Source organism: Streptomyces sp. NPDC020299, assembly GCF_044387825.1.
GTDB lineage: Bacteria > Actinomycetota > Actinomycetes > Streptomycetales > Streptomycetaceae > Streptomyces.
This window is the reverse complement of the sequence record NZ_JBIRWL010000010.1, coordinates 326,248-350,488: the sequence shown is the minus strand read 5'-3', so window position 1 is coordinate 350,488 and position 24,241 is coordinate 326,248. Positions and strand designations below refer to the sequence as shown.

Genomic DNA, 24,241 nt, shown 5'->3' with positions numbered 1-24,241 from the left:
GCGCGTCCTGCGGTGGCGTCCTCTGGCGCACGGGGTGTTCCTTTCCTAGGGGGATGCTACGGACACCAGTCGCCACCGTGGCCGAGCGGGTTGCCGGGCCGAACGAAAACGAGCGAAAGTTTCGGCGGTTCTCATCCCGCTCTCATCGATTGACGTGCCTTTCCCCACTGGTGACACTCCGAGGGCGCAACACCCAACAGAAACCACCACGCTCCGACAGGATTAACCATGCGCCTAAGAGCCGCGCTCCTCGCCTGTCTCGCCCTTCTGCTCACCCTGTTCGCCGCTCCGCCCGGCACCGCGCACTCTGGAGCCCCACCCGTGAAACACCCCAAGTACGCCGGTTACCTCTTCGCCTACTTCACCGGCGAGGGCACCGCCGACGGCGAACAGATCCGCTACGCCCTCAGCCGGGGCAACGACCCGCTGCACTGGCGCGAGCTGAACGCCGGGAAGCCGGTCCTGACCTCGACCATCGGCGAGAAGGGCCTGCGCGACCCGTTCGTCATCCGCTCCCCCGAGGGCGACAAGTTCTATCTGATCGCCACCGACCTCAGGATGTACAACAACAGCAGCGGCAGCTGGGACTACGTCCAGCGGCACGGCAGCAAGTCCATCATGATCTGGGAGTCCACCGACCTGGTGCACTGGACCGACCAGCGCCTGGTGAAGGTCGCCCCCGACAACGCGGGCAACACCTGGGCGCCGGAGGCCTACTGGGACGACTCGCTCGGTGAGTTCGTCGTCTTCTGGGCGTCGAAGCTGTACGCCGACGACGACCCCGGCCACACGGGCTCGACGTACAACAAGATGATGTACGCGACGACGAAGGACTTCCGCACCTTCAGCGCGCCGAAGGTCTGGGACGACCCCGGCTACTCGGTCATCGACTCCACGGTGGTCAAGTACAAGGACGACTACTACCGCTACACCAAGGACGAGCGGGACCCCTCCTCCAGCTCGCCCTGCTCGAAGTTCATCACCGGCGAGAAGTCGACCAGCCTGACGAGCACCAAGTACGACTTCGTCTCCGACTGCATAGGCAGCGGCTCCATCGAGCGCGGTGAGGGGCCGACGGTGTTCAAGTCGAACACCGAGAAGAAGTGGTACCTGTTCATCGACGAGTACGGTCTGCGCGGCTACGTGCCCTTCGAGACCACCGACCTCGCCTCGGGCAAGTGGACGATGTCCAAGGACTACCAGCTCCCGGCGAGCCCCCGGCACGGCACGGTGATGCCGGTGACGCAGGCGGAGTACGACCGGCTGCTGGCCGCCTACCCGAGCACGCCCACCTCCGTGGTGGACGCCACGGCGAAGCACCAGAAGGGGTACGCGGTCGTCACCGAGTCGGCGTCGAAGGTCGTGCTCCCGATGGACCCGGACGCCGACCTGTCCCGGCTGGCCCCGGAGCTGTGGGTGGGTGAGGGCGCCAGGATCAGCCCGAAGTCCGGCAAGCACCGCGACTTCCGCAAGCCGCAGACGTACACGGTCACGGCGGCGGACGGCACGAGTCGCACCTGGACGGTCGAGGCCGTCCGCACCCGAAGTCCCATCCTGCCCGGCCTGAACGCCGACCCGGACGTCCACTACCTGAACGGCCAGTACTGGATCTATCCGACCACCGACGGCTTCCAGGGCTGGAGCGGCACCCGGTTCAAGGCGTACTCGTCGCCGGACCTGGTCCACTGGAAGGACCACGGCGTCATCCTGGACCTCGGCCCCGACGTCTCCTGGGCCGACAAGAACGCCTGGGCGCCCGCGATCGCCGAACGGAACGGCAAGTACTACTTCTACTTCTGCGCGGAGCAGCAGATAGGCGTGGCGGTGGCCGACTCCCCCGCCGGCCCCTTCAAGGACGCCCTCGGCAAACCGCTCGTGGCCAAGGGGAAGCTGGCGGGCCAGATGATCGACCCGGCCGTGTTCACGGACGACGACGGAAAGTCGTACCTCTACTGGGGCAACGGGCACGCGTACGTGGTCCCGCTGAACGACGACATGACGTCGTACGACCCGGCGCAGGTCAAGGACATCACCACGGGCGACTTCCGCGAGGGATCCTTTGTGATCAAGCGGAACGGCACGTACTACTTCATGTGGTCCGAGGACGACACCCGCAGCGAGAACTACCACGTCGCCTACGCGACGGGACCGTCCCCGCTCGGCCCGTGGACCAAGCGGGGAACGATCCTGTCCAAGCGTCCCGAGTACGGCATCCTCGCCACCGGCCACCACTCCGTGGTGAACGTGCCCGGCACCGACGACTGGTACATCGTCTACCACCGGTTCGCGCTGAACGGCCCCGGCAAGGCGGGCGGTGACGGTATGCACCGGGAGACGACGATCGACCGTATGCGGTTCGCCGCCGACGGCACGATCGAACCGGTCGTACCGACCCTGGAGTCGATCAGCCCGGTAGGGACCGCTCGCGCGAACTAGCTGACGAAGTACGTCGGGTTCGGGATCTTGTAGGTGCGGTCGGCGTGGCCGCCGTCGAGGTCCGAGTACTGGTCGCCGAAGTTGGCGATGATGTCGTACCCGAGGTCCTTCTCGATGTGCCCCCGCGTACCGGACTTGTACTGCACGGTCGTGCAGTTCCAGGTGCCCGGGGTGGCGCAGGCGCTCAGGTAGGCCGGCGGGTTCGCCTTGTCCTTGAGGAACATGTGGTCGGCGTCGAGGTTCACATCGGCGCCGACCTTCTTCAGGTTCTCGACGGCGGCGGTGCGCTGCGACTCGCTCAGGCCCGAGTTGTAGAACACCTCGACGCCCTTGGACTCGGCGTACTGGACCAGCTCGGGGCTGCCGAAGACGGCCGGGCGGTCGGCCCGGTTCACGTAGTCGCCCCAGGTGGTCGAGTTGTAGGTGTAGTTGTAGCGCTTCTCGTAGTCGAGGCTGAGCAGCAGCGTGTCGTCGATGTCGAAGACGACCGCGGGCTTCTCGTGCTTGCGCTGCGCCTTGCGCGCCGCCCTGTCGATGTACCGCTTGGCGTCGGAGTCGAGGCGCGCGAGGTCCTTGGCGTACGGGCTGTCCGGGGACGCCTGGTAGACGCCGTTCGCGTCCGCGGTGGTCCCGTAGTAGGTGTCGATGTCCTTCACCAGTTGCCCGATGTTGTAGGGCTCGTGGGTGGAGTTCGCCGTGGACTGACCGGCGGTGGCCGCACCGGCGCCGTACAGGGCGCCACCGGCGAGGGCACAGGCGGCCGTGAGGGCCGCGATCCGAAGTGGCTTATGCATGACAGGTGTTCTACGCGCGTCACCCCTCCGAGCGCGAGGTTCGTTGCCCGATCGATATCTTCTCGTTCGGGCAACGGGCCCCTCGTCCCCCGCGGGGATCAGTTCATGGTGGCGCCGATGGTGGTGCTGCCCGTGGTCAGGAACGTCGTGGCGGGCAGGGAGCCGTCGGACTTGCGGGCGTTGTACGCGGTCGAGGCGTCCGTGGACGTGAAGGCCGGGGTGGAGATGCCGGAGTCCCAGTTGTTGCCGGCGGAGGTCACCTTCGAGCCCTTGCTGACCGAGCCGCCGCCGTTGCTCACCGCGAGGTTCTTGCCGAGTTTCGCGGAGCTGGTGGCGAAGTAGTAGCCCCACTTGCTGTTGGCGTAGGCGGTGGTGCGGTTGATCACGATGGCGCCGGTGTTGGAGTTCTCGGTGAAGCCGTTGCCCGCGTTGCCCCAGGCTGCGGAGTTGTTGACGACGTGGGCGACCGTCACACCGTTGCCGCCCAGCTTGTAGCCGTTGCCGTTGCCCTCGAAGGCGGAGTCGCCCCAGCGGTTGACGCCGTTGCCGAAGGACCAGGTGTGCTCGATGGTGACCGGCGAGGAGAAGGACCACAGGTCGATGCCGTCGTCCGAGTTGTTGTAGAGCCGTGCCCCGGTGACGAGGTTGCCGGTGCCGGAGCCGAACTTGATGGCGACCCCGTCGGCGTTCTGGCCGTGCTCGGCGGCGTCGTAGTTGCCGTAACTGTCCAGGTTCTTCACGGTGTTGTTGACCGTGCCGTCCCCGGTGAGCGTGAAGCCGGAGTCACCGCCGTTGATGGTCCTGACGTTGTTCCAGTTGGTGCCGGTGCAGGACTGGCAGACGACCGCGCTGTCCGGGGAGTTCTGGAAGGTGATGTTGGAGACGTTCCAGTAGTCCGCGGTCAGCTTGAAGATCCAGGAGCCGGAGGGGAGCGAGGAGCCGTCGATCTTCACGGTCTCCGAGCCGTACGCGGTGAGCGTGACCGGCGAGGAGCTGGTGCCGTTCGCCGTGGACTGCAGCGTGGCCGTCGGGTAGTACGTGCCGCCGCGGACCTGGATGACCGTGCCGGCGGTGGCGTTCTTGATGGCGTTGGACAGGTCGGTGGAGTTGCTGACGACGACCGTCGCGGCCTGCGCCTGGCTGGGGAGCACGGCGAGTCCGGCGCCGAGCGCGAGGGCCGCGGCGAGGGCGAGGGAGGTTCGACGGGACATTCGACGAGACATGGGAGCGGGGTTCCTTTCGTCGTTTCAGAGCGGTTGTCCGGGGACCTTCCAGTCGCCGAGGTAGGCCGCCGGGGTGTGCGACCGGGCCTCGGTGCGGGTGAGTTGGGGCCGGTTCTCGGGGACGGTGATCACCGAGCCCGGGCCGGTGTCGCGGTACTCGTGGAAGCGCATGGACTGCCAGGGGTAGGCGTCGCGCATGTTGGTGTAGGGGGTGACCGGGTCGATGCCGGGGCCGATCCAGGTGTCCCGGACGACGAGGGACGGCCAGGCGGTCGTCTCGTACGACGGCACCCAGGGCCGCGCCAGCTTGTACGCCCCGTCCTCGGCGCCGGAGGTGATCCGGGAGCGGACGGCGAGGATGCCGTACGGGTTGGCGCGGGCGGTGGAGGGGGCGAAGACCATGCCCTTGGGGGTGAAGGACACGTCCCGCTGGAGGGTGCGGAAGTGGCAGCGGTCGAACACGGCGGTCGCCCGGCCGAAGACGAAGTCGACGTCGCCCTCGATGTGGCAGCGGTGGAAGTACTGCCGGTCGAAGGAGTCGAGCGCGGTCGTGTCGACGAAGAGGGTGTCCTGGTGGGCGAGCAGCCGGACGTTCTCGAAGTGCGTCCGGTCGCCGTAGGTGTAGGCGGCCACCGCCTGCGTGCCCGTGATGTCGGGGTGGTCGGCACGCAGCCAGTCGTTGGCGACGGTCAGATCGCGGACGGTCAGTCCGGGTGCCGCGGAGGTGAAGGTGGCCGAGCCCGCGGTGCCGTACGTCGTGCCGTCGGGCTTCTTCGTGCCGTTGGCGTGGTCGTAGACGATGACGGCGTCACGCGGGTCGCGGGTGGCGCCGCGGATCGTCAACTCTCGCTTCTCCGCCGAGACGTTGACGACCTCGCGATACGTCCCCGGGTGCACGACGATCGTCTGGCCGGGCCCGTCCACCGCGTCCACGGCCCGCTGCACGGAGTCGCCGGGGCGGACGTGCAGGACATGGCGACCGCCGGCGAGAGCGGGCGGGGCCCCGGCGGCGACCAGGCCGCCGGTGATGCCCGCCAGGAGGGTGCGCCTGCGCATGTCAGCAACCCTCCCGCCATGGCGTCCAGTCACCGAGATAAGCCTCCCGGGTCGCCGACCGGGCCTGCTCGTCGGTGAGTTGGGGGCGGTTCTCCGGGACGGTGGCCTCCGCGCCCGGCCCCGCGTTGCGGTACTCGGCGAACCGCTGGCTCTGCCACGGGTAGGTGGCCGACATGTTGGTGTAGGGGGCGACCGCGTCGATGCCGGGGCCGAGGCGGGTGTCCCGGACGGTGAGCATCGGACGGGCGGTGGGATCGGAGCCGGGGACCCAGGGGCGGGCCAGCTTGTAGCAGGCGTCCGGGGCCTCGCTGCTGACCCGGCTGCGCGACACCAGGTAGCCGCGGGGGTTGGCGACCGCCGTGGAAGGCGCGAAGACGAAGCCGTAGGGGGCGGCGGCGAGGTCGGTGCGGTTCAGCGTGCGGAAGTGGCAGTGCTCGTACACGGCCGTGGCCCGGCCGAAGACGAAGTCGACGTCGCCCTCGATGTAGCAGTGGGCGTAGTACTGGCGGGCGAAGACACCGAGCGCCATCGAGTCGGCGTACAGGGTGTCCTGGTGGCCGAGGAACCGGCAGTGGGTGAAGGCGCTCCGGTCGCCCTGCACCTTGATGGCCACTGCCTGGGTGCCGGTGATGTCCGGGTGGTCGGCGCGCAGCCAGTCGTTGGCGAAGGTGATCCAGCGGGCGGTGAAGCCGTCGGCCTGGACGGTGGTGGTGGCCGAGCCGGTGGTGCCGTAGGTGCCCGAGCCGTCCGGCTTCGGCGTCCCGTTGGCGTGGTCGTAGACGATCACGACGTCCCGGGGGTCCTCCGAGGCGCCGATCCAGGTCGCCTCGGTGCGGGTGGCGTCGAGGGCGACGGTCTCCCGGTAGGTGCCCGGGCCGAGGACCAGGGTCCAGCCGGTGCCGGTCGCGGCGGTCACGGCGGGCTGGACGCCGGTGAAGTCGCCGCGGCCGTGCGGGTCGACGTACAGGGTCTTCGGCGTCAGGCGGCGCGCCGGTGACCCGTACCGGCCGAAGGGGCGTCGGCGGCTGCCACCGGTGGCGTGCGCGGGGGCGGCGGTCGCGAGGCCGAGGGCGGCGGTACCGGCGCTCGCCGCGAGGAAGCCCCTTCTGGACAGGGATGGCGGTGGGAGGTGGGGCGAGGGCATGCGGATGCTCCTTCGCGGTGCGGCTCGTCGGGGGATGCCGGCCGGGGCCCGTCCGGCCCCGGCCGTTTGGTGCGGCGCTCAGCGCAGGTGCCCGGCGCCCGCGCAGTGGTCGACGATCTTCGGGACGGCCTTCGCCGGGTCGACCTTCGTCCTCAGGGTCGGCGTCCAGCCCGCGCCCGACTGGAGGATCTCGCCGGGGACCTCGGCGTTGTGGACGGCGATCAGGTCGGTCAGGGTGCCGTTGACGTAGTTGTCGGCGGCGGTGACCGGTGCCTCCTTCCACTTCTTCAGGACCGCACCGGTGCTGACCCCATCCGGCAGCGTGAACGCGTTGTGCTCCGCGACGAGCTGGGACTCCATGCCGATGCCGTAGCTGTATCCGTAGCCGTCACCGGCGACGAAGTGGTTGTTGTAGGAGTCCACTTGGCCGAAGCGGACGCGGGGCGCGCGCTCCACCAGGTTCGCGAACAGGTTGTGGTGGAAGGTGACCTTCAGATGCCCTCGGTCCACGGCGGCCGTCGAGGCGCTGTCGCTGTTGCCGATCAGGATCGTCTTGTCGTGGTCCTCGAAGACGTTCCAGGAGGCGGTGACGTAGTCGGCGCCCTTGACGATGTCGAGCTCGCCGTCGTGCTGCTCGTAGATCCGGCCGTAGTAGTACGGCAGGGTGCTGTCCGGGTGGTCGCCGTCGGTGAAGGTGTCGTGGTCCATCCACACGTGGGTGGAGCCGTAGACGACCGCGCTGTCGTACTCGGAGTTCCAGTTGCCGTCGGCGGTGTCGGTCGGGTCCCACTGCGGGAAGCAGTCGAGCGGGCTCTCGAAGGCCAGATTGCGGACGATGACGTTGTCGACGCCCTTGATCTGCAGGCTCGCGCCCTTGAAGCCGGCGTCCTTGCCGATCCCGACGATGGTGGTGTTGGCGGGGATGTTCGCCTTGACGTAGGCGTCCTGGAGGGCGGCGGAGGCGCGGCGCAGACCCTCGGGGCTGTCGTCGGGCTCGGCGTCCAGGGTCTTGGTGCGGCCCCACACGGCCGGGTCGTACGTCTTGAGGTAGGTGTCGAAGTCGTACCCCGGCACCACGAACGACGCACAGCTCGGCCCGTCGGCGTCGATGGTGCCCTTCACCTTGATGATCTTGGGTGCGCTGCCGCCGTCGGCGAGGGCCGCCTTGAAGGCGTCCCAGGTGGTGACGGTGTAGACGTGCGCGCGGTCGGCGGCGGCGCCGCCCGTGGTGCCGGTGCCGTAGGCGGCCCAGCCGTCGTTCGCCGCGAGGGTCTGGTGGGCGAGGTCCGGGTGCCGGGACTGGGCGGAGGCGGAGGCGGTGCCGGTGACGGCGAGCACGAGGGCGGTGCAGCCGACGAGGGACGCTATGACACGTCCATGACATTTCTGTGTGCGCACTGTGCGGTCTCCTCGTTCACGAATCCGATGCGGGTGGCCAGGTGATCCAGGACGTCGGGATGTCCTCGTGCAGCCGGATGACGTCGTGCCGGGCCAGCACCCGGGTGCGCAGCAGCTCCTGCGCCACGAGCCGGGCCACGGCGATGGCCCCCGGCGGGTTGAAGTGCGTGTTGTCCTGCTCGGTGTCCGTCCAGTTGAAGTACGTCTTGGTCGCCTCGACCCCGAGCGACTGCCACAGCGCGAGCGACAGCGCCTCGATGTCGAGCAGCGCGACGCGTTCCTTCGCGGCGAGCGCACGCATCGACGCCGGATAGTCGCCGTGGGTCGGCACGGCGTTGCCGTCGGCGTCGAACTTCCTCCGCTCGACAGGCGTGGCGAGCACGGGCCGGGCACCCTTGGCCCGCGCCCCGTCGATATAGAGCCGCAGATAGTCCTGGTACGTGGTCCAGGGCTCGGTGTAGCGGGTCGGGTCGGCGGACTTCTCGTCGTTGTGCGCGAACTGGATGAGCAGGAGATCGTGCGGCCGGATCTCGGCGAGGATGGCGTCGAGCCGGCCTTCGTCGACGAAGCTCTTGGAACTGCGGCCGTTCACCGCTTGGTTGGAGACGCCGATCTCCTTGCGGAGGAAGAAGGGGAACGCCATTCCCCATCCCGTCTCGGGGGCGGCGTCGGCGTATTTCTGGGCGGCGGTGGAGTCGCCGGCGATGTAGACCGTACGACGGTGGGGTGCGGCCTGCGCGGTGCCGCCCGCGGCGAGGCCGAGCGGGAGGGCGGCGAGCGCCGCCAGTGTTACCTGTCTGCGGGTGGGAGACACGACGGTGCCTTTCAAACAGGGGGTGAGGGACCCGCGCCCCAAAGGGGCGCGGGGAACTGCGCGACCAGCCACAACCGGCCCGCAGCCGAAACGACCTCAGTGGTTCTTCTTCCAGTCGGCCTGCGCCTTGTTCAGCTGATCGGCCAGCGTGTCCAGGAACTCCTTCGGGGTCATCTTCCCGAGCAGCAGCTTCTGGAAGTTCGGCTCGTTGTCCGCCTTGGAGATCGTGTTCCAGTCCGGCAGGTAGTACGGCAGCTGCACGATCTTCGTGCCGGCCCCGTTCAACGCCTCGGCGGCGAGCTTCGTCGGCTCGGCCTGCTGGATCCACGCGTCCTTGGCGGCGTCGGTGTTCGCCGGGACCTGCCCCGCCGACTCGTTGAACTTGGAGTTCTCCGCGGCGGAGACGGCGAACTCGATGAACTTCCAGGCGGCCGCCTTGTTCTTGCTCGACTTGAACAGGCTCAGCCCGTCCACCGGGTTGGACACCTGCACCCGGGTGCCGTCGTCCATCGTGGGATTGGGAACCCCCCGGAACTTGTCCTTGCCCAGCGCCTTCAGGTGGTCCTGGTACGAACCCAGGTTGTGGCTCAGCATGCCGATCGTGCCGCTGTCCCACTGGGCGACCATCTTCGTGAAGTCGTTGTTCACGTCGGCGGACGGGGTGTCCTTCTTGTAGAGCGCGACGTACTTCTCGAGGGCGGCCACGTTCTTGGGATCGTTGACGGTGGTCTTGTCGCCGTTCCAGAACGACGTGATCCCGGTCTGGCCGTACACCGCGTCGAGGGCCGGCGCGATGGCGCCCTCGCCACCGCGGATGGTGAAGCCGAACTGGTTCTTGCCCTTGTTCGTGAGCTTGTCCGCGGCCTTGTAGAACTTCGACCAGGTGGTCGGCGCGTCCAGTCCGGCCTTCTTGAACAGGTCGGTCCGGTACCACAGCGTGCCGTTGTTCGCGGAGGTCGGCACCTGGTACAGCGTGTCCCCGCCCCCCGCGGCCTTGCTGACGGCTATCAGGTTCTGGCTCAGCTTTCCGTTCAGCGGGCTCTTCGCCAGCCGGCTGTCCAGCGGCTCCAGCGCGCCCTGGGCCCCGACCTCGGCGAGCATCGCGGTGCCCACGCCGCCGACGTCCGGCAGGCCGCCGCCCTGGATGGCGGTGTCGTACTTGGACTGGGCGCTGGCCGCCGGGATGCCGACGTACTTGACCTTGATGTCCGGGTACTTGTGCTCGAAGTCGGCGATGACCTGCTTCCAGATGTCGGTGCGGACACCGCCGTTGTTGTCCCAGAAGGTGATCGTGCCCTTGCCCGAGCCCTCGTCGCCCTTGCTCCCGGAGCCGCCGCTGCCGTCGTCACCGCAGGCGGTGGCGGTCAGCGCGAGCACGGAGCCCAGGGCGACGGCCGTGGCGGCACGCCTGCTTCTGCGGATGCTGCTCTTCATCGGTCTGCTCTCTTCTTCCGGGTTCAGTTCTGCTGTCTTCAGCGGAGACATGAGGGGCAAGCGCTTGCTACGGAGGTGCGTCATTGCGGCTCCCAAGAGGCGTGCGGGTTGAACCAGGCAGGTGATCAGCAGGGCTGGATACGGAAGTGCGTGAAGGTGCCCGCCCCGGCATGCCCGGTTCCGGGCGGCGCGGCGGCGAACAGGCCGAGCAGGGCGCCGACCCAGCGCCAGGGGGTGGCGGCGAAGACGGGGCCGGACGGACGGAGGCCGTCCCCGGTGTCGGCGGCGAAACGGCAGCGCGCGTCCGGGCCGATCTCGACGCGCAGCCGGGCGTGGCCCTCGGGCGCGGGCCGCGGAGGCTCGGCGTCCCGCTCCTGCTCCGCCACCGCCTCGGCGAACCGGTGCACGAGGCGCACCGTCCCGTCGGCCTGGCGTTCGAGCCCGATCCAGCCGAACGCGTCCCCGAGGACCGTCAGTCCGGCCCGTGCCCCCGGTTCCTCGCTGTGCAGCGTGAGTTCGACCTCGACGGTGGCCGGGGTGCCGGGCAGCCGCTGGGTGAGGATGTGCGGCAGCTTGCGCAGATCGTGCGCGCCGGGGGTGCGCACGCAGGTCAGCCGCAGCCCGTCGGCGGAGTGCTGGGTGGCCCAGCCGTCCTGGGGGTTGGCCGTCCACTGCCACTGACGGCCGTACCGTCCGCCGGGGAAGTCGTCGTCGGTGGCGGGCGCCGCGGGCGGCTGCGGCGGCAGGGCGGGGCGGCGGTGTTCGGTGACGGGGGTGCCGTCGGCCCCGATCACCGGCCAGCCGTCCGGGCCCCAGCGCATCGGCTGGAGGTGCACGACACGCCCGTACGCGCCGCGCTGCTGGAAGTGCAGGAACCAGTCCTCGCCGGACCGGGTGCGCACCCAGCCGCCCTGGTGCGGCCCGTTGACGCCGGTGTCCCGTTGTTCGAGGACGATCCGCTCCTCGTACGGCCCGAAGAAGTCCCGGGACCGTAAGGCGCCCTGCCAGCCGGTCTCCACTCCCCCGGCGGGCGCCAGGATCCAGAACCAGCCGTCGTGCCGGTACAGCTTGGGCCCTTCAAGGGTGAACCAGCCCGGGATCGCGTCCCCGTCGACGATCAGCTTGCCCTCGTCCAGCAGGCCGGCGCCGTCGGGGTGCATCCGGTGGCCGGTGAGCCGGTTCTTGACGCCCGAGCGGGACTTCGCCCAGGCGTGCACCAGATACGCCTCGCCGGTCTCCTCGTCCCACAGCGGGCAGGGATCGATGAGCCCCTTGCCCTGCTTGACGAGGTGCGGCCGGGTCCAAGGGCCGCGTATCTCGGGCGCGTTGACCTGGAAGATGCCCTGGTCGGGGTCGCCCCAGAAGATCCAGAAGCGGTCGTCGTGGAAGCGCAAAGATGGTGCCCAGACCCCGCAGTCGTGGCGCGGCGCCCTGAACTCGGAGGCCGGCTCCAGGCGTTGCAGGGCGTGGCCGACCAGGGTCCAGTTGACCAGGTCCCGGGAGTGCAGCAGCGGCAGGCCCGGGGCTCGGCCGAAGCTGGACGCGGTGAGGTAGAAGTCGTCGCCGACGCGTACCACGTCCGGGTCGGACCAGTCGGCGTTCAGGACCGGGTTGCGGTACGTCTCCTCGGTCAGGCGGGCGCTCATTGGCTCACGGCCTTCCGCACCAGCGCGGCCGCCTCGTCCCGGCCGAGCCGGCCGTCGGCGACGACGGTGACGATCCGCCGTACGACGGTGTCGCCGGGCGCGATCGGCAGCCGCTCGGCGGACGCCAGCGAGGACCCCACACCCGGGTACTCGGCGGTGCGCACGAACCACGGGTCGCCGCGGGTCTCCTCGGTGGCCCCCGCGAACACCAGCGTCCAGCCGGCGCCGGCCAGCGCCAGCCAGTCGGCACGGGCGCCGTGCGCCTCGGCCTCGCCCTCCCGCTCGGCGGTGAAGACGTCCGGCGCCGACGCCTCCTTGCGGGCCCGCCAGAAGAAGCCGCCGTACGCGGCACCCGGGCGCCCGTTCGTGGCGGGGCTGCCGATGGACAGCGCCCGCGGCGTGACGTTGGTGAGGGAGAAGGTGAAGTCCAGCGCCCAGGCGGTGTCGGTGAGTTCGGTGGCGGCCACGGTACGGCGCTCGCGCAGCAGCTCGGCGCCCGAGGCGACCCAGCGCAGCTCCTCGACGAAGCCGTCCGGGTCGCGCAGCTGGAAGCCGGTGTGACGCTGGGCGCCATGGTTGTCCAGCTCTGTCGGGCCCTGGTCGCGGACGTAGGTGCGCCCGCCCCAGAAGTTGTGCCCCTCGACGTCGGGAACGGCTACACCGACGCCGAGGTGGTGGGTGTGGTCGGCGGGGCTGAGCTCGGTGACCGCCGTGCCGGCCAGGGTGGTGACGGGGTGCAGGCAGGGCCGCGGAGAGAGCCGGGCCGGCAGTTCGGGCCGGACGATGTAGCGGCCGACCGGACGGCCCGCGACCCGCAGGACGTGGGTGTCGTCGGATGTCATCGGGAGCTCACCTCTTTCGGTAGGGCCCAGGAAGCGCCCAGCTCGGAGTAGAGGGCGAGGGTGTCGGCGGCGGCCGCGACCAGGGAGTCGATGCCGGGTACGACCCGCCGGTTCTCGTCCGGGAGCGGATGCCAGGCGCCGGCGGGCAGCGGGGCCGGGTCCTCGGCCAGCCGGACCGCCTCGACGACCTTCATGAAGGCGCCCGTCGACTCGGGTTCGACCAGCAGGGCCGCGCCGTTGGTGAGGTGGTCGACGAGGTTCTCCAGCAGGTCCGTACGGCCGTACTCGGTCTCCTCGGGCCCGTGGCCCGCCCGCTGGAGCAGCACGCGGTCCTGCTTGTACCAGTAGGTGATCCGGCCGCTGGAGCCGTGCACCAGGACGTACGGCTCACCCGGCTGTTCGGCGCACAGGGTCGCGGCGACGGTGACCGGGCCGAGCCCGGTGACCACCCGGACGCAGGAGGTGTCGTCGGACTCGATGTCGTTGGCGCGCAGCAGTTCGGTCTCGATGCCGGTGACGTCCTCGGCGCGGGTGGTGCCGAGGAGGGCGAGGCCGGCGGCGACGGCGTGGGCGAGGGGGTTGGTGAGGACCCCGTCCACCACGTCCACACCGTTCAGGCGCCGCCTGCCCGCCCAGGGCGCCCGCCGGTAGTAGGCCTCGTCGCGCGCCCAGGCCCCGGCGCCGCCGACTCCCATGACCTCGCCGACCGCGCCCTCGGCGATCATCCCGCGGATCGCGGGCACGGCGTGCGAGCCCAGCGCCTGGAACCCGATCTGGCAGGCCACGCCCGCCGCGGCGACCCCGTCGGCCATCCGGCGGAACTCCGCGTACGACGGCGCCGGCGGCTTCTCCAGCAGCAGGTGCACGCCCCTGCGGGCGGCCGTGAGGGCCAGGTCGGTGTGGGTCGGGATCGGCGTGCAGATCACGGCGATCCGGGCGCCGGTGGAGTCGAGGAGGGCCCCGAAGTCGGCGGACTGCTCGGGTGTGCCGAGCCCCTCGGGGATCTCGTCGGCGGCCAGCGGGGTCAGCTCGCAGATGCCTGCGAGCCGGACGATGCCCTTGTCCTGGAGCCGGCGGATGTTGCCGAGGTGCCAGCGGCCGTGGCCGCGTGCGCCTGCCAGAACGATGGGTACGGTCATGGGGTCCTCCCTGCGCCCGCGCCACCTGCCACCTCTCGGTCGGCCACGGCGGCGCTGTCGATCTCTCCGGGCAGGGTAGGCGGCCGGGCCGTGTCCACCGTCAGGCCATGGGTCCTCATCCCTTCACCGCCCCCGCGCTGAAGCCGGTGATCAGCCACTTCTGGATGAAGGCGAACACGATCACCACCGGTACGGCCGCGATGATGCCGCCCGCCGCCAGGGCGCCCAGGTCCACGCTGTCGGAGCTCATCAGGGTGTTGAGGCCGACGGGGATGGTCTGCTTGCTCTGGTCGGACAGGAACATCAGGGCGAACAGGAAGTGGTTCCAGGCGTGCACGAAGGCGAAGGAGCCGACGGCGATCAACCCGGGCCGCAGCAGCGGCAGGACGACGATGCGGAAGGCGGCGAAGCGGTTGCAGCCGTCCACCCAGGCGGCCTCCTCCAGGGAGTACGGCACGTTCCGGATGAAGCCGCTGATCAGGATCATCGACAGCGGCAGCTGGAAGACGGTCTCGGCGAGGATCACGCTGCCGAGCGAGTTGATCATCTGGAGCTTGGCGAAGATCTGGAACAGCGGCACCAGCAGCAGCGCGCCCGGCACGAACTGGGAGCACAGCAGGGCCAGCATGAAGGCGCGCTTGAGCCGGAAGTCGAAGCGGGCCAGGGCGTAGCCGCCGGCCAGCGCGACCACGGTCGTCAGGATCAGGGTGGCGATGCCGACGTACACGCTGTTGGTGAAGTAGGTGCCGAAGCTCCGCTCGCTCCACACCTTCTGGAAGTGCTCGAAGGTGACCGGCCAGGGCACCAGCGAGGTGGAGCCGGCCGGGCGGAGGGCGAAGAGGAGGATCCAGTAGAAGGGGATCAGGGTGAAGAGCAGGTAGATGGACAGGGGCAGGTAGATCTGCCAGCGCGGGGCCTCGTCCCAGGCGCGGCGCCTGCCGCGGCGCGCTCGGGAGGGGTCGGGGGCCACGCGCTTCTCCTGGGCGGGGGCGATCTCGGTGATCACTTCTCGTCGCCTCCGAACTTGCTCAGTCGCAGATAGGCGATCGAGCAGAAGAGCAGGATCACGAACGCCACCGTGGTGAGGGCGGACGCGTAGCCGAAGTTGTGGGCGTCGACGCTGGTGTTGGCGATGTAGAGCGGGAGGGTCGTGGTCTCCCCCGCGGGGCCGCCGCCGGTGAGGGTGTAGAGCAGGTCGACGTTGTTGAACTCCCACACCGCCCGCAGCAGCGTGGACAGGACGATGGCGTCCTTCAGGTGCGGCAGCGTGATGTGCCAGAACTGCTTCAGGCGGCTCGCGCCGTCCACCTCGGCCGCCTCGTACAGGTCCTTGGAGACGGACTGGAGGTCGGCGAGGATGAGGATCGCGAAGAACGGGACCCCGCGCCACAGGTCGGCGACCACCGCCGCCGGGAACACGGTGGAGGTGTCCGAGAGCCAGCTGGTCCCGTACGAGCCGATGCCCGCGTCGGCGAGGTAACGGGTGATGCCCGTCTGGGAGTTGTAGAGCAGCACCCAGATCGCGGAGGTCAGCACGCCGGAGACCGCCCACGGGGAGAAGACCAGCGCCCGGCCCAGGGCCCGTCCGGCGAAGGTCTGGTTGACGATCAGGGCGAGGGCGAGACCGCAGAGCAGCTGGAGTCCGACCTCGACGACCACCCACTTCGCGCTGAAGGTGAGCGTGTCCCAGAACTGGGGGTCGTGGGCGAAGGCCTGGGTGAAGTTGTCGAAGCCCGCGAATCCGTTCCGCCACGGCTTGGTGGGGTTGTAGTTCTGCAGGCTGTAGTAGAAGACGCTGAGGACCGGGTAGGCGATGAAGCCCAGCATGAGCAGGACCGCCGGGGCGATCAGCAGGTACGGGAGCCTGCGCGGCGTCGCGGAGGCACGGCGTCGCCGGGGTGGCGCGGGCGGTTTCGCCACGGCAGCGGCTTGGGCCATGACTGTTCTCCGTTCTGGTGCGTCGTGCGGTCTCGTGCGGATGAAGCGGGTGAAGCGGGTGAAGCGCTTTCTCCGTGTGCATGCGTGTGCGGGGCCGGGGCGGGCCCCGGGTGCGCGGGTCAGCCCGCGTAGGGGTCCGCGACCTTGCCGGGGCGGGCGAGGAACTCGAAGTCGCAGCCGGTGTCGGCCTGGGTGATCTGGTCGTTGTAGAGAGCGCCGTAACCGCGCTCGTAGCGCGTGGGCGGCGGCGTCCACTGCGCCCTGCGCCGGTCCAGCTCCTCGTCGTCCACGTTGAGTTGCAGGGTGCGGGCCTCGACGTCGAGAGTGATGGAGTCGCCGGTGCGGGCCAGCGCGAGCGGGCCGCCGATGTACGACTCCGGGGCCACGTGCAGCACGCAGGCGCCGTAACTCGTCCCGCTCATCCGGGCGTCGGAGATCCGCACCATGTCGCGCACGCCCTGCTTGAGCAGGTGGTCCGGGATCGGGAGCATGCCGTACTCGGGCATGCCCGGGCCGCCCTTGGGGCCGGCGCCCCGCAGCACGAGCACGCTGTCGGCGGTGATGCCGAGGGCGGGGTCGTTGATGGTCCGCTGCATCGTCCGGTAGTCGTCGAAGACGACCGCGGGCCCCGTGTGCTTGAGCAGATGGGGTTCGGCGGCGATGTGCTTGATGACCGCGCCGTCCGGGCAGAGGTTGCCGCGCAGTACCGCGACCCCGCCCTCGTCGGCCACCGGGTTGTGCCGGGGCCGGATGACGTCGTCGTCGTGCACCTGGGCGCCGGCGAGCTGCTCACGCAGCGAATCGTGGGAGACGGTCGGCCGGTCGAGGTGGAGCAGGTCGGTGATCCGGGAGAGGAATCCAGGGAGGCCGCCGGCGAAGTGGAAGTCCTCCATGAGGTACGTCCGTCCGCCGGGGCGGACGTTCGCCAGGACCGGGACCGTGCGGGCGATGCGGTCGAAGTCGTCGAGGGTGAGGCGGATCCCGGCGCGTCCGGCCATGGCGATCAGATGGATGACGGCGTTGGTCGAACCGCCGAGACCGAGGACCGTGGTCACCGCGTCCTCGAAGGCCTCACGGGTGAGGATGTGGGAGAGCTTGCGGTCCTTGTGGACCAGTTCGACGATGCGCAGACCGGAGGCGGCGGCCATCCGGTCGTGCCCGGAGTCCACGGCGGGGATGCTGGACGCGCCCGGCACGGTCACACCGAGCGCCTCGGCGGCGGCGGTCAGGGTGGAGGCCGTGCCCATGGTCATGCAGTGGCCGGGCGAGCGGGCGAGGCCGCTCTCCAGCTCGGTCATCTCGCAGTCGCCGATGAGGCCGGCGCGCTTGTCGTCCCAGTACTTCCACATGTCGGTGCCGGAGCCGAGCACCTCGCCCCGCCAGTGCCCCGGCAGCATGGGCCCGGCGGGCACGAAGACGGTGGGCAGGTCGACGCTCGCGGCGCCCATGAGCAGGGCGGGGGTGGACTTGTCGCAGCCGCCCATGAGGACGGCGCCGTCGACCGGGTAGGACCGCAGCAGCTCCTCGGTCTCCATGGAGAGCATGTTGCGGTAGAGCATGGGGGTCGGCTTCTGGAAGGTCTCGCTGAGGGTGGAGACCGGGAACTCCAGGGGGAAGCCGCCCGCCTGCCACACGCCGCGCTTCACGGCCTGCGCCCGATCCCTTAGATGCACATGACAAGGATTGATGTCGGACCAGGTGTTGAGGATCGCGATGACGGGCTTGCCCAGGTGCTCCTCGGGCAGATAGCCGAGCTGGCGGGTGCGGGCCCGGTGGCTGAAGGAGCGCAGTCCGTCGGTGCCGTACCACTGGTGGCTTCTGAGCTCTTCCGGCTTCTTCACAGGGCCCACCCGGCGGCTATGGCGGCGACCTCGGCGCGTTCGTCCTCGGGCAGCGGCCTGCTGGGCGGGCGGACGTCGCGGCGGCACAGCCCGAGGGAGGCCAGCGCCTCCTTGACGACGGTGACGTTGTTGGCGGAACCGTTGGCGGCGCGCAGCTCCTCGAAGCGGCGGATCTGCTCCCAGACCTTCATCGCGGCCGGGAAGTCACCGGATCGAAGCGCTTCAATCATGTTCAGCGAAACGGCCGGGGCGACGTTCACCAGCCCTGAGGTGAAGCCGGTGGCGCCCGCGGAGAAGTACGAGGGTGCGTACGGCTCGGCCAGGCCCGCCACCCACACGAAGCGGTCCAGGCCCGCGTCACGGGCGAAGGCGGCGAACCGGGCCGCGTCCGGCACCGCGTACTTGACGCCGATCACGTTCGGGCAGGCGTCGGCGAGTTCGGCGAGGCGGGCGCCGGTGAGCTGGGCGTTGCGGATGTACGGGACCACGCCCAGCTCGGGCACGGCCTCGGCGATGGCGCGGTGGTAGTCGACCCAGCCGGACTGGGAGACGTACGGGTGGACCGGCTGGTGGACCATCACCATCGCCGCGCCGTGCTCGCGGGCGTGCCGTGCGGAGGCCACGGCGGTCGGCACGTCGTGCCCGACGCCCACCAGGACGACGGCGCGCTCCCCGGCCTCCGCCAGGGTCAGTTCCGTGACGAGACGGCGCTCTTCGGGGGCGAGGGCGTAGAACTCGCCGGTGTTGCCGTTGGGGGTGAGTGTGGTGATGCCGCCGTCGAGCAGGCGACGCAGCAGGGCCCGGTGGGTGTCCCGGTCGACGCCGCCGTCCGCGGTGAACGGAGTCACCGGGATCGCCACCACGTCGGCCAGGGCGGCCCGTTGGGTCTCGAACGTCGCGCTCATTCCTGACCTTCCTCTTCCTGGGCGTGGGGGAACGCGCGCCGCACGAACGACGCGATGTGCGCGCGCAGGGCGGCCGCCGCACCGTCCGCCTCGCCCTCCAGGGCGAGGCGGAGGATCTCCCGGTGCTCGTCGGCCTCCCGCTCCCAGGACGGGTCGGCGGCCCAGGCGACGGCCGAGACCAGGGCGGCCTGGTCGCGGACCTCGTCGAGCATCCGGCCGAGCAGCGGATTGCCGCAGGGCAGGTACAGCGCGCGGTGGAACTCCCGGTTGGCCAGCGAGCGTTCGGCGGTGTCGCCGGCCGCGTCGGCCCGCCGCAGGGCGTCCCGGGCGGCGTCGAGGGAGGCGCCCCGGCGCACGGCACGCCTGAGGGCCTCCGGTTCGAGCAGCAGCCGGACGTCGTAGACCTCGCTCGCCATGTCCGCGTCCACCATGCGCACGGTGACGCCCTTGTACTGGCTCATCACCACCAGCCCGGTCCCGGCCAGTGTCTTGAGCGCCTCGCGCACCGGGGTCTTGGACACCCCGAACTGCGCGGCGAGCTCCGTCTCGACCAGGGCCTGGCCGGGCGTCAGCTGCCCGGTGAGGATGCGGTGTTTGATCCCCTCCAGCACGAACTGCGTGCGGGACGGGATCGGCGTGGGCACAGAGGTCATGCGCGCCTCTCGGGTGTCGCGTATCTGATCTCGCGTATCGCGTCTCATATATGACGTACGAAGTACGACGCGATGAAGGTAGGAGGGGCCATGGGTTTCGTCAATGCTTCTGACAAAGGAAGTTGAGGTTGCCGAGGCAGGAGGGGCAGAAGGATGAAGGGCGGGAGGGCAGGAGGGTCAGACGGTTCGTGTCTCGCCCTCGCGGGCGGTGTCGGTGGGCCGGCCGGCGATCACGGCGGCACGCGCGGTCGCGGTCTCGCGGCCGAGCGCCGGTCCGACATGGGTGATCAGCAACTCCCCCACACCCGCCTCCCGGGCGACACGCCCCGCGTCCTCCGGTGTCAGATGGACCTGTTCGCCTTCGCGATGCTCGTCGATGTCCGCCTCGCACAGGAACAGGTCCGCGTGGACGGCGAGTTCGCCCAGCGCGGCACAGGGGCCGCTGTCCCCGGAGTACGCCAGGACGCTCCCCTGGCACTCGGCGCGCAGCCCGTACGCCTCGGTGTCATGGACGACGGCGCGGGCGGTGAGGCGGAGGTTCCAGTGCCGGACGGTGTGCTCGTCGTACAGGGGGCGGAAGTCCAGGACGTGGCTCAGCCCTTTCACATCCGACCGGCCGAAGAAGCCCGCCAGGCGGCGGGCGCAGTCCTGCGGCGCGTACACCGGGATCGGCGCGGGCGGGGTGAGTCCGCCGAAGGCGAAGGCGTAGGCGGCGGCGATCAGGTCGGCGCTGTGGTCGGCGTGCAGGTGTGAGATCCAGATCGCCGTCAGCCGTGCCGGGTCCGTGTGCCGCTGCAATTCCGCGAAGGTCCCGGGCCCGGCGTCCACCCACACCTCGGCGCCCCCGCCGCGCAGCAGGTATCCGGAGCAGGGGCGGCCGGGACCCGGGTGCGGGGAGGCGGTGCCGAGGACGGTGAGGGTGAGGGGCACGCCAGGAGAGTACGTGCCGCCGTACCGTCCTGACTCAGTTCACGGCATTCGTCGTCCACCCCGGGTCGCGTCCGCTCAGCCCCACCGCCCGGTCCAGCAGCGGTGCGTCGGCCGGGACGGGGACGACCGGGCCGAAGATGGCGCCGCGGCCCGGGTCGTCGGCCGCCGCGCGGAGGAAGCCGTACGAGGCGTCCAGCGCGGCCGGGTCGGGGCTGTACTCCTGGCCGGTGGCTCGGGCCAGGTCCCAGCCGTGGATGACCAGTTCGTCGACGGCGACGGCCGCCGCGACCGCGCCGGGCAGGTCCACGCCGCCCGCCCGGGTCATGCCGGTCCAGGCGGCCGGGTCGCGCCAGGCCTCGGCGAGTTCGTCGAGCACCTTGGGCAGTTCCCCGCGCCAGCCGGGGCCGATGTCCGGCACGGCGGCGTCCGGGCTGGTGTCGGTGGTGGCGCCCAGGTCCTTTCGGGCGGCGTCGCGGAAGGCGGCGGCGAGACCCACGAGGTGACCCAGCAGATTGCGCACGGCGAGGTCCGGGCACGGCGTGGCGGCCGGGAGCTGCTCGTCGGTCACCCTCTCGGCGAGCAGCGCCACGGCTCGGGCCTGCGGGCCGAGGTCGAGGATCGTGTCGGTCATGGTCCTGCTCCTTCGGGCGTGCGGTACCGGTACGGAGGGTGGACCGGGCGGCGCCGGGAAACTCATCGGTGGGCCGGAGGTCTTTTTAGGGCACCTGCCCGATGCTGCCGGGCAGGCCTTAGACCCACGATGACCAGGCATGACCACCTCCTGGACCGTGATCCGCCTACTCCGGGACCGCAACGCGGCCCTCTACCTCACCGGCGTCGTGGTGTCCGGCTTCGGCAGTTCCGCGCTCTGGCTCGTGTCGGGCGTCTGGGTCAAGGACCTCACGGGATCCAACGGCCTCGCCGCCCTGTGCACCGCCGCCCTCTGGGCCCCCACCCTCGCCGGCCCCGCCCTCGGCACCCTCGCCGACCGGGTCCGCCGCAAACCCCTGCTGATCTGCGTCAACCTCGGCCTCGCCGGGCTCCTGCTCCCCCTGCGGACGGTCGACTCCCCCGCCTGGGTCCCGCTGCTCCTCACCGTCCTCGTCTGCTACGGCGCGGCAGGCGTCGTCGAGGACGCGGCCAACTCCGCCCTCGTCGCCGCCGCCGTCGACCCCGCGCTGCTCGGCGACTTCAACGGACTGCGGATGACCGCCCGCGAGGGCATGAAGCTTCTCGCCCCGCTGACCGGCGCCGCGCTGTACACGGCGTACGGCGGGCCGAGCGTGGCGATGCTGGACGCCGGCACCTTCGTGCTGGCGGCGGGACTGTGCGCCCTGCTCCGGGTCCGTGAGGAACGCCCTTCGCCGGCCGGCGGCACCTGGTGGCGGCAGACCTCCGAAGGCGCCCGGAGTCTGTGGGCGCACACCACGCTCCGCCCGCTCGTCCTGGCCGGCGGGACGACCATGTGCCTCACCTCGCTCGGCAGCAGCCTGAACTACGCCGTCGTGGACGCCCTCGGCCGCTCCCCCGCCTACACGGGCGTGATGTACGCCGTCCAGGGCGTCGGCTCGGTCGCGGTCGGCCTGGTGTCCGGGCCCGCGCTGCGGCGGCTCGGTGAGCGCCGGTTCGCGGCGTACGGCATCGCGCTGACGGCGGTCGCGGTGGCCGCGCGGGCGGTGCCGTACGACGCGGTGGTGCTGGCGGGCAGCGCGGCGGGCGGGCTCGGACTGCCCTGTGTGCTGATCGCCGCCTACACCGCCGTACAGCGCGAGATCCCGGCCGACGCGCTGGGGCGGGCGACCGCGACCGCCGGCACCCTGATGTTCACACCCAATGTGGTCGGCCTGACCGCCGGGGCCGCTCTCGTCGGACTCGTCGACCACCGGCTGCTGCTGGCGCTCCTCGGCGGCGCGCTGCTCGCCACCGCCGGGTCAGTGGCTCAGCGCAGTGCCTCCCGCACCGCCGACAGGTCGCCGTCCGACGCCAACCCGGCGTGATAGAGCCGGATCTCCGTCGCCCCTCGCTCCCGCGCCCGCGTCGCGTCCGCGGCGAGGGTGCCGGGGCTGCCGCCCATGCCGGAGACCACGGGGAGGTTGGCGGCGATCACGGCGCCCTCGCGGCCCTGTTCGGCGAACGGGGTCAGCAGGCCGGGGCCGTCCGCGCAGGGGACGACCACGCCGTCCGCGACGGACAGGATGTGCGCGGGGTCCACCCCCGGGTTGGCGCCGCAGTGGTAGGAGACGGGGTCCGCGTGCAGCAGCACCTGGAAGCCCTCGGGCGCGGCGGCGCGGACGGCGGCGACCGCGTCCTCCTGGAGCGTGCGGGCGGTCCGGTCGCGCCACGCGCGCGTGGCGGCCGCCGTCTCCTCGCCGAGGAGCTTCTCCACGCCCGCCCAGCCCCCGGCGTCGTCCGTGGCGCCCTGCCACAGGGGTTCCAGCGCGGCCCGTACGGAGGCCGCCAGCTCGTCGGCGTCCAGGCCCTCCACGGCGTAGCCCGCGCGGCAGGCGGGGCAGAAGCACAGCGCCATCAGGTAGTGGCCGGCCTCCCCGAGGCCTACGCCGGAGGTCTTGTCGTGGGCGTGCAGGTGCTGCAGCCCGTACCAGCCGAGGGACTCCAGCTCCGTGCCACGTGCCCCGGGGCGTACGGCGGCCTCGGCGGCCAGGCCGACGAGGTACGCGCGCGTGGCGGGCTGGGCGATGCAGGGCGCCCAGGGGTAGCGGTCGCCGTAGGCGTTGACGACGGAGGTGGTGGGGTGTTCGGCGCCGAGCCGGGAGTTGTGCGCGAGTACCACCCAGGTGTGCACCTCCAGGCCGGCCGCCGCGAGGGCGTCGGCGGCCTCGCCGAAGGCGTCGCCGGGGGCCCAGTCGCCGGCCGGGTAGGGGCTCGGGGTGCGGCCGGTCCAGTGGTCGCCCGGCGGGTAGAGCACGGCCGCGTGTTCGGCGGTGACGATGCGGTGGCGGGGATGGCGGGGGGTCAGCGCGCGCGTGGAGTGGTAGGCGGCGGCGAGGGTCACCTGCGCCACGCCGAGTCCGGCGATCCGTGCGGGGGCCCGCGGGTCCCCGTTGACGTCCCACGGGTAGACGAACGTCGACGCCTTCACGCGTCCTCCTCGATCAGTGCGTAACCGCGCTCGATCAGCTGAGCGAGCTGCTTGACATGGTCCTCGGTCGGCTCGTGCAGCGGGGGCCGCACCTCACCCACGTCCAGGCCGCGCAGCCGTACGCCCGCCTTGACGAGGGCGACGGCGTAGCCGCGGCCCTGGGCGCGCAGCTCGACGAACGGGCGGTAGAAACCGTCCAGCAGGCGGTGGGCGGTTTCCTGGTCGCCCGTCTCCAGGGCCCGGTGGAAGGCGAGGGCGATCTCGGGCGCGAAGCAGAACACGGCGGAGGAGTACAGGCGGATGCCGATGCCGCGGTAGGCGAGCTGGGTCTGCTCGGCGGTGGGCAGGCCGTTGAAGTACAGGAAGTCGCCGGGGGCCTCGGTGCGGACGGCGCTGACGATCCGCTGCATCAGGTCCAGGTCGCCCAGGCCGTCCTTGAAGCCGATGATCCCCTCGGTGCGGGCCAGCTCGACGGCGGTCTCGGGGGTGAACACCGCGTTGTCGCGCTGGTAGACGATCACGGGCAGCTCGGTGGCCGCGGCGACCTGCCGGTAGTGGCGCAGCAGGCCCTCCTGGCCGGGGACGACCAGGTACGGCGGCATGGCGAGCAGGCCGTCGGCCCCGGCCGCCCGGGCCAGCGCCGCGTAGCGCACGGCGAGCGCGGTGCCGTATCCGGCGCCCGCGATGACCGGTACGCGCCCCTCGGCCGCCTCGACGGCCGCCCGTACGCAGGCCTCGAACTCCTCGGGCAGCAGGGCGTGGAACTCGCCGGTGCCACAGCAGGCGAACACGGCGGCGGCCCCGGCGTCGACGCCCCCGCGCACGTGCGTGCGGTAGACGTCGAGGTCGATCGAACCGTCCGGACCGTACGCGGTGACGGGGAAGAACAGCGGCCCCCGGGGGTCGCTGAGACGAGCGGCGAGAGGGGCTGGCGTCACGGGCTCTCCC

Annotated in this window: 21 protein-coding genes; 2 read left to right on the top strand and 19 right to left on the bottom strand. The window is 71.0% G+C overall.

The window, feature by feature from the left end; translation table 11 throughout:
• Positions 1-228: 228 nt before the first annotated feature.
• Complete coding sequence (locus tag ACH45E_RS26165) at positions 229-2,436, top strand: family 43 glycosylhydrolase (RefSeq protein WP_361440184.1); 2,208 nt, start codon at positions 229-231, stop codon at positions 2,434-2,436.
• Here the strand turns inward: ACH45E_RS26165 and ACH45E_RS26160 are convergent.
• From ACH45E_RS26160 to ACH45E_RS26080, 17 genes are all read right to left on the bottom strand, one after another.
• Positions 2,433-3,230 (bottom strand): HAD family acid phosphatase, encoded by a 798-nt coding sequence (locus ACH45E_RS26160; RefSeq protein ID WP_361440181.1) that lies wholly within the window; start codon positions 3,228-3,230, stop codon positions 2,433-2,435. The two genes, ACH45E_RS26165 and ACH45E_RS26160, sit on opposite strands and share 4 nt — an antisense overlap.
• Positions 3,231-3,328: 98 nt before the next feature.
• Complete coding sequence (locus ACH45E_RS26155; RefSeq protein ID WP_361440281.1) at positions 3,329-4,441, bottom strand: chondroitinase-B domain-containing protein; 1,113 nt, start codon at positions 4,439-4,441, stop codon at positions 3,329-3,331.
• A 36-nt stretch (positions 4,442-4,477) separates the two neighbouring features.
• Positions 4,478-5,509 carry a pectinesterase family protein gene (locus ACH45E_RS26150; protein ID WP_361440178.1) on the bottom strand — a complete coding sequence of 344 codons (1,032 nt, stop codon included), beginning with the start codon at positions 5,507-5,509 and terminating at the stop codon, positions 4,478-4,480.
• 1 nt (position 5,510) lies between these two features.
• Positions 5,511-6,653, bottom strand: a complete 1,143-nt coding sequence (locus tag ACH45E_RS26145) for a pectinesterase family protein (RefSeq protein ID WP_361440175.1) — start codon at positions 6,651-6,653, stop codon at positions 5,511-5,513.
• Between the two features lie 78 nt (positions 6,654-6,731).
• Positions 6,732-8,051, bottom strand: coding sequence for a pectate lyase (locus ACH45E_RS26140; RefSeq protein WP_361440172.1), 1,320 nt, complete (start codon positions 8,049-8,051; stop codon positions 6,732-6,734).
• Positions 8,052-8,067: 16 nt separating this feature from the next.
• Positions 8,068-8,865, bottom strand: a complete 798-nt coding sequence (locus tag ACH45E_RS26135; protein ID WP_361440169.1) for a rhamnogalacturonan acetylesterase — start codon at positions 8,863-8,865, stop codon at positions 8,068-8,070.
• A 96-nt stretch (positions 8,866-8,961) separates the two neighbouring features.
• A complete protein-coding gene (locus ACH45E_RS26130; RefSeq protein WP_361440166.1) occupies positions 8,962-10,299 on the bottom strand; it encodes a sugar ABC transporter substrate-binding protein in 1,338 nt (445 codons plus the stop codon).
• A gap of 125 nt (positions 10,300-10,424) precedes the next feature.
• Positions 10,425-11,945, bottom strand: a complete 1,521-nt coding sequence (locus tag ACH45E_RS26125; protein ID WP_361440163.1) for a family 43 glycosylhydrolase — start codon at positions 11,943-11,945, stop codon at positions 10,425-10,427.
• On the bottom strand, positions 11,942-12,787 hold the full coding sequence (locus tag ACH45E_RS26120; RefSeq protein WP_361440160.1) for a PmoA family protein: 846 nt from the start codon (positions 12,785-12,787) through the stop codon (positions 11,942-11,944). The genes ACH45E_RS26125 and ACH45E_RS26120 overlap by 4 nt, the downstream gene beginning before the upstream one ends.
• On the bottom strand, positions 12,784-13,926 hold the full coding sequence (locus tag ACH45E_RS26115; protein ID WP_361440157.1) for a Gfo/Idh/MocA family oxidoreductase: 1,143 nt from the start codon (positions 13,924-13,926) through the stop codon (positions 12,784-12,786). The genes ACH45E_RS26120 and ACH45E_RS26115 overlap by 4 nt, the downstream gene beginning before the upstream one ends.
• A 115-nt stretch (positions 13,927-14,041) precedes the next feature.
• On the bottom strand, positions 14,042-14,932 hold the full coding sequence (locus tag ACH45E_RS26110) for a carbohydrate ABC transporter permease (RefSeq protein WP_399041544.1): 891 nt from the start codon (positions 14,930-14,932) through the stop codon (positions 14,042-14,044).
• The gene (locus ACH45E_RS26105; RefSeq protein ID WP_361440154.1) at positions 14,929-15,864 is read right to left on the bottom strand and encodes a sugar ABC transporter permease; all 936 of its coding nucleotides are present in this window, start codon (positions 15,862-15,864) and stop codon (positions 14,929-14,931) included. The genes ACH45E_RS26110 and ACH45E_RS26105 overlap by 4 nt, the downstream gene beginning before the upstream one ends.
• Positions 15,865-15,983: 119 nt before the next feature.
• Positions 15,984-17,714, bottom strand: a complete 1,731-nt coding sequence (gene araD, locus ACH45E_RS26100) for an L-arabinonate dehydratase (RefSeq protein WP_361440151.1) — start codon at positions 17,712-17,714, stop codon at positions 15,984-15,986.
• Complete coding sequence (locus tag ACH45E_RS26095; RefSeq protein WP_361440148.1) at positions 17,702-18,610, bottom strand: dihydrodipicolinate synthase family protein; 909 nt, start codon at positions 18,608-18,610, stop codon at positions 17,702-17,704. Before ACH45E_RS26095 ends, araD begins: the two co-directional genes overlap by 13 nt.
• Positions 18,607-19,263: a GntR family transcriptional regulator gene (locus ACH45E_RS26090; protein ID WP_361440145.1), complete on the bottom strand. Its 657-nt coding sequence runs from the start codon at positions 19,261-19,263 to the stop codon at positions 18,607-18,609. The genes ACH45E_RS26095 and ACH45E_RS26090 overlap by 4 nt, the downstream gene beginning before the upstream one ends.
• Positions 19,264-19,440: 177 nt before the next feature.
• Positions 19,441-20,193 (bottom strand): MBL fold metallo-hydrolase, encoded by a 753-nt coding sequence (locus ACH45E_RS26085; protein WP_361440142.1) that lies wholly within the window; start codon positions 20,191-20,193, stop codon positions 19,441-19,443.
• A 34-nt stretch (positions 20,194-20,227) separates the two neighbouring features.
• On the bottom strand, positions 20,228-20,824 hold the full coding sequence (locus tag ACH45E_RS26080) for a TIGR03086 family metal-binding protein (protein WP_361440139.1): 597 nt from the start codon (positions 20,822-20,824) through the stop codon (positions 20,228-20,230).
• Between the two features lie 139 nt (positions 20,825-20,963).
• Here ACH45E_RS26080 and ACH45E_RS26075 point away from each other — a divergent pair, with 139 nt between their 5' ends.
• A complete protein-coding gene (locus tag ACH45E_RS26075) occupies positions 20,964-22,190 on the top strand; it encodes an MFS transporter (RefSeq protein ID WP_361440136.1) in 1,227 nt (408 codons plus the stop codon).
• Here ACH45E_RS26075 and ACH45E_RS26070 read toward each other — a convergent pair.
• On the bottom strand, positions 22,133-23,293 hold the full coding sequence (locus ACH45E_RS26070) for a hypothetical protein (RefSeq protein WP_361440133.1): 1,161 nt from the start codon (positions 23,291-23,293) through the stop codon (positions 22,133-22,135). The genes ACH45E_RS26075 and ACH45E_RS26070 overlap by 58 nt on opposite strands.
• Complete coding sequence (locus ACH45E_RS26065) at positions 23,290-24,231, bottom strand: 5-dehydro-4-deoxyglucarate dehydratase (protein WP_361440130.1); 942 nt, start codon at positions 24,229-24,231, stop codon at positions 23,290-23,292. Before ACH45E_RS26065 ends, ACH45E_RS26070 begins: the two co-directional genes overlap by 4 nt.
• Positions 24,232-24,241: the final 10 nt, after the last annotated feature.